Consider the following 7697-nt stretch of genomic DNA (forward strand, 5'->3'; position numbering starts at 1 on the left):
CTGGCGGTACTCCGCCTCACCGGACGCCGCCCCTGAGGACCCTCCGGCCGCCGAAAGCGAACCCTCCCGGCGTTCACCCCTCCTCCCCGTCCTCGCCGAGCCCCCATCGGACCGCGTCGAGGATCTCCCGGGTGAAGGCGTGCCGGTGCTCATCGCCGACCTCGGCGAACAACACCACCGCGCGCTCCAGGGCGGCGACCGCGTCGCGGGCCCGGTGGTCTCTGAGCAGCGCCAGCCCGAGATTGGTCCGCGCCATCGCCTCGCCGTGGCGATCCCCGACCTTCCGGCAGAGGTCACGGGCACATTGATGGGGCCCGATGGCCTCCTCGAACCGGCGCGCCCCCTGCAGGGCGAGACCGAAGTTGTTGGCCGCCATCGCCTCGCCGTGGCGATCCCCCACCCCCCGGCAGAGGTCACCGGCACATTGATGGGCCTCGATCGCCTCCCCGAACCGGCGCGCCCCCTGCAGAGCGGTACCCAGATTGGTCCGCGCCATCGCCTCGCCGTGGCGATCTCTGGTCTTCCTGCAGTAAGCGAGATCGTGCCGGTGGGCGTCGATGGCCTCCTCGAACCGGCGCACCTCCTGCAGAGCGGTGCCGAGGTTGTTCCACGCCATCGCTTCGCGGTGACGGTCCCCCACCTCCTGGAAAAGGTCACGGGCACGCTGGTGAGCCTCGATCGCCTCCCCGAACCGACACGCCCCCTGAAAGGCAAGACCGAGGTTGTTGGCCACCATCGCTTCGCCGTGGCAGAACTCGACCTTCCGGCAGTAGGCGAGGGCGTGCCGGTGTGCGTCGATGGCCTCCTCGAACCGGCGCACCTCCTGCAGAGCGGCGCCGAGGTTGTTCCACGCCATCGTCTCGCGGTGACGGTCCCCCACCTCCTGGAAAAGGTCACGGGCACGCTGGTGAGCCTCGATCGCCTCCCCGAACCGGCGCACCTGGCGCAGGGCGGTGCCGATGTTGTTCCACGCCCTTCCTTCGCAATGGCGGTTCTCGACCTCCTGGCAGTAGGCGAGGGCGTGCCGGTGTGCGTCGATGGCCTCCTCGAACCGGCGCGCCCCCTGCAGGGCGAGACCGAAGTTGTTGGCCGCCTGGGCCTCGCGGTAGCGGTTCTCGACCTCCTGGTGCAGGGTGCGGGCACGGGTATGGGCCTCGATGGCCTCCTCGAACCGGCGCGCCCCCTGAAAGGCGAGACCGAGGTTGTTCCACGCCTGGGCCTCGCGGTGACGGTTGCCGACCTCCTGGTGCAGGGTGCGGGCACGGGTATGGGCCTCGATGGCCTCCTCGAACCGGCGCGCCTCTTGCAGGGCGAGGCCGATGTTGTTCCACGCCTGGGCTTCGCGGTGCTGGTCGCCTTCGCGGTGGGCGGTGGTCTGGGCGACACGGGAGACGTCCTGCCAGTCCTCGAAGTAGCGCCGCCAGTCCAGGTAGGTAGCCAGGGCCAGAGGCAGGCGGACAGCGGTAGGGGCGTGGCCGATGCGCAGGGCGGTGTGCACGGCGTCGATCAGGGTGGCGCGTTCGGCGTCCATCCAGGCCAGGGCCTGGGCCTGGCTGGTGAAGGTAGGGGGAACGGTGCGACCGGGCAGAGCCCGCAGGTGGACGTCGGCCGCGGCGGCGATGGTGGTGTAGTAATCCAGCAGCCGCACCAGCGCCGCACGGTGGCCTCCGGGCTCGGCTCCCCCTGCCACGTGGTCGGGGGCGGCGAGGTGGCGGATGTAGTCGGTGAGCAGGTCGTGCATGCCCCATCGGCCGTCCGGGTGGTCGGTGAGCAGGTGGGCCGCGGCCAGGTCCTCCAGCACCTCCAGGAGGGCCTCGGTGTCCAGGCCGGTGAGAACCGAGGCGGCGCCGGTGGAGACGGTGGAGCCCGGCGCCAGTCCGATCAGGGTGAACACCTCGGCTTGGACCGGGGTGAGTTCCTGGAAGGACAGGTCGAACACGGTGTGCAGGGCCTGCTCACCGTCATCGAGTCCCGCCACCCGGGAGGCGTTCTCAAGCCGGGCGGCCACCCGGGCGGGGGTGTGGCGGACCGATCGGGCCATGAGCGCCCCGGCGATCTGCAGGGCCAGCGGCAGCCCGGCGCACAACCGGGCCAGGTGCTCCAACCCGGCGAGGTCGTCCAGCCGCTCGTCCTGGGGATCGGCGGCGTCCAGCAGGGCGCGCAGCAACTCCGTTGAGGCGGTGGGGGTGAGGGTGTCCAGGCGCAACTGGCGGGCCCCGGTCAGGGTGGGCATGTGGTGGCGGGAGGTGACCAGCAGCCGGTGGCCGCCGGGCCCGGGCAGCAGCGGACGCACCTGGGCGATGGCCGCGGCATTGTCGGCCACCACCAGCACCGGGCCACCCTTCTGTCCGGCGACATGGGTGAGCTGGGAACGGTACAGCCCCGCCTTCTCCTCCCGGGTGGGCGGAAGGTCGTTGTCGGTCACGCCCAGGGCACGCAGCAGCTGGTCGAGGGCCTGCTCAGCGGTCAGCGGCGTGGCGTCGGAGGTGTAGCCGTGCAGGTTCACCCACACCACCCCGGCGAAGCGGCCTCCCTGCAGTGCGTAGTGGGCGGCGACCGTGGCCAGGGCGGTCTTGCCGATCCCGCCCATGCCCGACACCACCGCGGCCGCGGCAGAGGGGAACCCCACGACGCTGCCGGGTCCTGTGGCGCAGGGCTTCAGGGCCCGGCACAGCGCCTCCAGGTCGTCCTCGCGGCCGGTGAAGGCCGCCGGGACCGGGAGTAGGGCGTGCAGGGCGGTGGGCGCGGCCCGGGGCTGGTACTCGTTCCTGACCGCGATGGCGTCGCCGGCGATCCCCGCGTCGCGGAAGTCGATGTGCTTCCCACCGTAGGTGGTGGCCACGCCGCTGTGGACGGTATGAGCCCGCACCGCGGTCCCCGGTTCCTGCCCGCCGATCCGGTCGGACACCTCGACCTTCCCGGAGGCGCTCTCCGCACCGGCCTCGGGCAGGAACCGGCCGGACGTTCGCGACGCCAGGATTATCGCAGCGGTCGCGGTGGCCAGAGAGCCCACACCAGCGAGTTGGGAAAGTTGCTCCAGGTCGAACAAGAAGCGCAGGCCGATCCAGGAGGCTGCGCCCACCGCGGCCAATGATCCGAGGATCCTCGTGTACGGACAGTGTGTCCCCCGATACTGCATCCCACGATTCTGTCCACCGAATCAGCCGGATGTCAGTGAAACCGGCCGTCCGCAACGCGCCCTGGCGAAGAGTAGGGAAGTGTAGGAAAGCCGGCCGGCTCCGCAGCGGTGATCGCGGTCACCCGCCGGAGAACTCGAACACGTGCCCGTTCGGGCGGCGATCGGTCCCCACTGCCGACCCGGTTGCGGTGCCTGCGCGGGATCTCGGTGCTGGGCGGTTTCGCGCCGGCGGTGAAGACCGATGGCGACACCGCCGAAGCGGTGCCGCCATCGGCGCCTATGCCGGGCTGGTGCCCAGCGAGCGCTCCTCCTGCGCTGCCTGGTACCAGGGCCCGGTCCCACCGAGCGACCTGACCCACCACCGCGCCGCCGCCGCTTGCCCAACGGGGCAACCTCGGCGACGGCGGCGGGGGAGGGGTCACGGTAGTGACTCGGTAGCGGTCCCCGATGGGACGCTTGTGGTGCTCCGGTAGGGGGAGGTCAGATGATGATCTCGCATCCGGTGCGCGTCTCGATGCTGGAGGAGCAGCGGTCGGCCCCGCCCGGACCGCCGTGGCCCTCATCGACGCCCGCCTGGTCGGTGAGCGTGTCGTTGCCGCCGTTGCCGTAGAGTCTGTCGTTACCCGGACCGCCCTCCAGCCTGTCCGGGCCGTTGCCGCCGTACAGACGATCGGCACCATTGTTGCCGTTCAAGCGATCGGCACCATTGTTGCCGTACAGGATATCGGCACCATTGTTACCGTTCAGGCGATCAGCACCGTTACCGCCGTACAGGGTGTCCACCCCGGCTCCGCCGTTGAGGGTGTCGGCACCATTGTTGCCGTACAGGCGATCGGCACCATTTCCGCCATTCAGGGTGTCGGCACCATTGTTGCCGTACAGGCGATCGGCACCATTGTTGCCGTTCAGGTTGTCCACACCCGCTCCGCCGTACAGGGTGTCCACCCCGGCTCCGCCGTTGAGGGTGTCGGGGCCCGCCTGCCCGTTCGCCCAGTCGTTGCCGGCGCCGCCCCGGAAGATGTCCCTGCCGGCGCCGAGGCACACCGTGTCGTTGCCGCCCCCGGCGAACACCAGGTCGTTGCCCCCTAGGGCGACGATGACGTCCGCGCCCGAGGTGCCGTAGATGGTGTCGTTGCCCCCGGTTCCGACGATCGTGGCGGTCTTGCCGTTACATTGCGGCTGAGCGTTGGCGGGCGCTGCCGGCAGCATGGCGAATGCGGCGCCGAGCAGCACCCCCGGGACAGCGTAGGCCAGGGTTCGAGAAATTCGGGACCGTTGCAGAATCATGATTTTCAGACTCCAATTTCGCTGTTAGGCAGCACCGACGCGAAAATGATCTTTGTTTCGCGATGCCGACCTTTATGCGGATTCCGCCCGCACTGATTAACACATTTTTAACGCACACCAAGGATGTGTCAATAAGGACTTCCAGTACCGCTTCCGGGCCACCGCCGGTACTTTTGTATTTCGCTTGAGAAAATCTTTCCCGCCGGATTGAAGAGGGATCGAACCGAGGGTCTCCCGCATTTTCCGACCAGTTGCGCACTGTGTGATTCCAGGTCACAGGATTGCGAAAGATCTCGTTGAGCGACTGATCGCGGCCGCCGGAAACAACTGCGGAGCCGCCCGAGGTTGGGGCTCAACGGCCGAATAGAAGCGGCGGCGGGGTCGACTCCTTTGGCGCGCGTTCGCCCTACGCCTGGGGCCGGGGGCGGCTCGGCGATGTGTCCGGGCCGGGCTCACCCTCCGCTTCGACGACGCGGACCAGGGCGGAAAGCCCGGTGACCAGGGCTTCGACCTCTTCGGGGGCCAGAGCCGCGGCCCACCGGACGTAGTGGGCGTGGTAGGCCTCACTCATGCGCACGTGCTGGGCGCGGCCCTCATCGGTGAGCCGGAGCCGGTAGAGCCGCCGGTTGTCCGGGTCCCGCTCGCGCACCAGCACTCCCTTGCGCTCCAGCTCCGCGGCCATGCGGCTGACGCTGCTCTTGTCCAGGGACAGCCGCTCGGCCAGGTCGCGCTGGGAGAGCGGCCCGTCCTCGTCCAGTTCGTGGATCGCGAAGGCCTGGGACAGCGACACCGACTCCCCCGGCATCACCCGGTCCGGTTGCAGCAGCCCGGACGTGCGCACGAATTCCATCACCAGCTCGTGCAGCCGCTCGGCCGGCGGGGTGGCCACCTGGGCCTCCTCTCATTCAGCACCCGGCAGAACAGTTGCGTTATACAACTCTTCGCCGTAGAGTGCCAATAGGTTGCATTCTACAACTGTTGCGAGGTGTGCGATGCATACGAGAGGTACGGCCACTCGACACAACGAACCGGAACGAGTATTCCAAGGACGGAGCAGCCGGATCTACGACCGGCTGACCGGGCTGCTCCTGCGGGGCGTCTACCGACGCATCGCCGAGGACATCGCCGACGCGGCGCCGGACGGGGCAGCCGTGCTCGACGTGGGGACCGGGCCGGGACGGCTCCTGGCCGAGATCGCCCGCCGCCGGACCGACCTCCAGTTGACCGGCGTGGACCTGTCCCCCGACATGATCACGCTGGCCGAACGGAACCTGCGGCCCTACGGGGCCAGGGTGTCGGCCCGGACCGGCGACGTGACCGACCTGCCGTTCCCCGACGCCTCCTTCGAGCTGATCGTCTCCTCGTTCAGCCTGCACCACTGGACGGAGCCGGAGTCCGCGGTCCCGGAGTTGGCGCGGGTACTGACCCCGGGCGGCCGGCTCTACCTCTACGACCTGCGGTTCGCCCCGTTCACCAACGTCGTCACCGCCGCCCGCGAGCGCTCGCTGCTCACCGGGCGACCGCACCGCAGCACCCTGATCCGCACCGGATCGCCGCTGCTGCCCTCGTGCGTGCGGCACGTGATGTCCAACCCCGCCCGATGACGGGAGACCCCGCCGGTTCCGGCCGGACCGCCCCTCGACGGCTCACGGAGGGAACGCTCCGCTCGGGACCGGCGGAGCGGGGGACGCGCTCAGCGGATGAGGCGGATCTCGCAGTGGACCCCCGGAGCGGTCGCCAATCGGGCGTCCCCGGTCACCAGGGCACAGTTCAAGGTTTCGGCGACCGCGACGTAGGCGGCGTCGTAGGACGTGATGTTGTGCCGCAACTCCCAGACACGGTCCGCGACAGCGCCCTCCACCGCCACCGCGGCGATGGCCTGGCATCCGTAGAGCTTGCGTGCCGCCTCCGCCTGGTCCGGGGTGATCTTCCTGCCGAGCAGCAGCCCGCGAAGTGACTGCAGGAACTCCACGTGCTGGTGTACCGGCGCGTACCAGGCGGTATCGGTGCCGAGAATACGCCGGGCGCTGCGCGCCGAATGGCCCGCACCGAGATAGAGATCGATCAGGGTCGAGGTATCGACGACGATCATGCGACCCCTTCGGCATGACCGGGGTCGCTCCCGTCCCGGGCCTGACGCACCGCGGCCACGATCTCCGCCATGCTGAGCTCGGCTCCGGGGAGCGGGCACTGGTCGACGATCTCGCTGTTGCGGACGAAGCGGGCCTCACGCTCCAGGATCGACAGCACGTAGCTCTGCAGCGACTGCCCGGTGCGCCTGGCGGCCGCGGTCAGCGCTTCCCGTACCTCGTCCGGAACGTCCTTGACCTGGATGGCTCCCATAGCGCCATAATAGCGCCAAAAGAGAGCCATCACCAGGCGACTTCGGCGCCGATCGGGTCAATGGCCGTCCCGCGTCGGCCGCGCGCTCGTGCTCCGGCTCCACCCTCAGGAGCCGATGGGTTTGCGCTCGGCGTTGCTCTCGATCGCGTAGCGCTCCAGCCGGTCCAGCCAGGAGCCGTCCGCGGGCACCGCCCGGGCGGCGATGGCCTTTCCGTAGCGGATCCGGGTGAAGGTCTCCGGCAGCCGCCGCTCCAGCCTGCGGTGGGCGATCCGCCCCAGCCCCCAGGCGGCCAGCAGCCCGTTGGCCAGCCCCACGGGAACGGCCAGCCACGGCACGCCCGCCTGCCAGGTCCAGGTCGCCGCGGCGATCGCCGGGCCCGCGAGCACCGGTGTCACGAACAGGGCGGTCCAGACCTGGAACTGCACGTCCCCGGCGTCGTTCGGGTCGACCCGCTGGTGCGGGTCCACCCCCGGCGACACCGCCACCACCGACAGCAGGACGGCGACTCCGCTGCCCACCCCGAACAGCGCGGCGAGGCCGGTGAGGACCATCGGCCAGGTCCAGTGCTGGCCGGTGGCCAGGATGAAAGCGGCGCTGACGGCCGTCGCGGGCGGGGCGATCAGCAGCAGGATCGCCAACTGCCGGCCGCGGACATCGGCGCGCGGTGTGCCGGCCCCGCACCCGACCACGGTCTGCCACAGGGCCGTACCGTCCTGGCCGTACAGATTGGCCGCGGCCATGCCCATGGTGAACGCGGCCACGACGCCCGCGAACGGCGCGAGCGGCTGGGCCCCGGCCACGAGCGCGAACAGACCGGCGAACACCCCCGCCCACAGCGAAGTGCGCACCTCCAGGCCGCGCCACGGGTCCCGCCACCGCTGCCGGAGCTCCTTGCCGGCCACGGCGCCCAGCGGGGTGGCGGGCAGG

6 protein-coding genes and 1 pseudogene are annotated in these 7697 nt (G+C 70.2%); 1 reads left to right on the plus strand and 6 read right to left on the minus strand.

Going from position 1 to position 7697, the window contains the following annotated elements:
- Positions 1–73 precede the first annotated feature (73 nt).
- The 3 genes from VS93_RS14835 to VS93_RS27035 all read right to left on the minus strand — a co-directional run bounded on the left by VS93_RS14835 (position 74) and on the right by VS93_RS27035 (position 5315).
- A complete protein-coding gene (locus tag VS93_RS14835) occupies positions 74–3082 on the minus strand; it encodes a tetratricopeptide repeat protein (protein ID WP_236700555.1) in 3009 nt (1002 codons plus the stop codon).
- A gap of 537 nt (positions 3083–3619) precedes the next feature.
- Positions 3620–4426, minus strand: coding sequence for a calcium-binding protein (locus VS93_RS14840; RefSeq protein WP_082126900.1), 807 nt, complete (start codon positions 4424–4426; stop codon positions 3620–3622).
- A gap of 406 nt (positions 4427–4832) precedes the next feature.
- On the minus strand, positions 4833–5315 hold the full coding sequence (locus VS93_RS27035; RefSeq protein WP_052745774.1) for a MarR family winged helix-turn-helix transcriptional regulator: 483 nt from the start codon (positions 5313–5315) through the stop codon (positions 4833–4835).
- Positions 5316–5418: 103 nt separating this feature from the next.
- Between VS93_RS27035 and VS93_RS27040 the strand changes: the two genes are divergently transcribed.
- On the plus strand, positions 5419–6030 hold the full coding sequence (locus tag VS93_RS27040; protein WP_052745775.1) for a class I SAM-dependent methyltransferase: 612 nt from the start codon (positions 5419–5421) through the stop codon (positions 6028–6030).
- 89 nt (positions 6031–6119) lie between these two features.
- Here the strand turns inward: VS93_RS27040 and VS93_RS14855 are convergent, their stop codons facing one another.
- The 3 genes and pseudogenes from VS93_RS14855 to VS93_RS29780 all read right to left on the minus strand — a co-directional run.
- On the minus strand, positions 6120–6518 hold the full coding sequence (locus tag VS93_RS14855) for a type II toxin-antitoxin system VapC family toxin (RefSeq protein ID WP_046470512.1): 399 nt from the start codon (positions 6516–6518) through the stop codon (positions 6120–6122).
- Positions 6515–6769 (minus strand): FitA-like ribbon-helix-helix domain-containing protein, encoded by a 255-nt coding sequence (locus VS93_RS14860; RefSeq protein ID WP_046470513.1) that lies wholly within the window; start codon positions 6767–6769, stop codon positions 6515–6517. Before VS93_RS14860 ends, VS93_RS14855 begins: the two co-directional genes overlap by 4 nt.
- Before the next feature lie 105 nt (positions 6770–6874).
- A pseudogene (locus VS93_RS29780) lies at positions 6875–7697 on the minus strand (hypothetical protein); the annotation flags it as partial.

This window comes from Allosalinactinospora lopnorensis (assembly GCF_000981225.1).
Taxonomy (GTDB): domain Bacteria; phylum Actinomycetota; class Actinomycetes; order Streptosporangiales; family Streptosporangiaceae; genus Allosalinactinospora; species Allosalinactinospora lopnorensis.

Excerpts from the sequence above, each read along its gene's own strand:
- VS93_RS14840 (WP_082126900.1), bottom strand. The coding sequence starts at position 4,426 with ATGATTCTGCAACGGTCCCGAATTTCTCGAACCCTGGCCTACGCTGTC.
- VS93_RS27040 (WP_052745775.1), top strand. The coding sequence starts at position 5,419 with ATGCATACGAGAGGTACGGCCACTCGACACAACGAACCGGAACGAGTA.
- VS93_RS14855 (WP_046470512.1), bottom strand. The coding sequence starts at position 6,518 with ATGATCGTCGTCGATACCTCGACCCTGATCGATCTCTATCTCGGTGCG.
- VS93_RS14860 (WP_046470513.1), bottom strand. The coding sequence starts at position 6,769 with ATGGGAGCCATCCAGGTCAAGGACGTTCCGGACGAGGTACGGGAAGCG.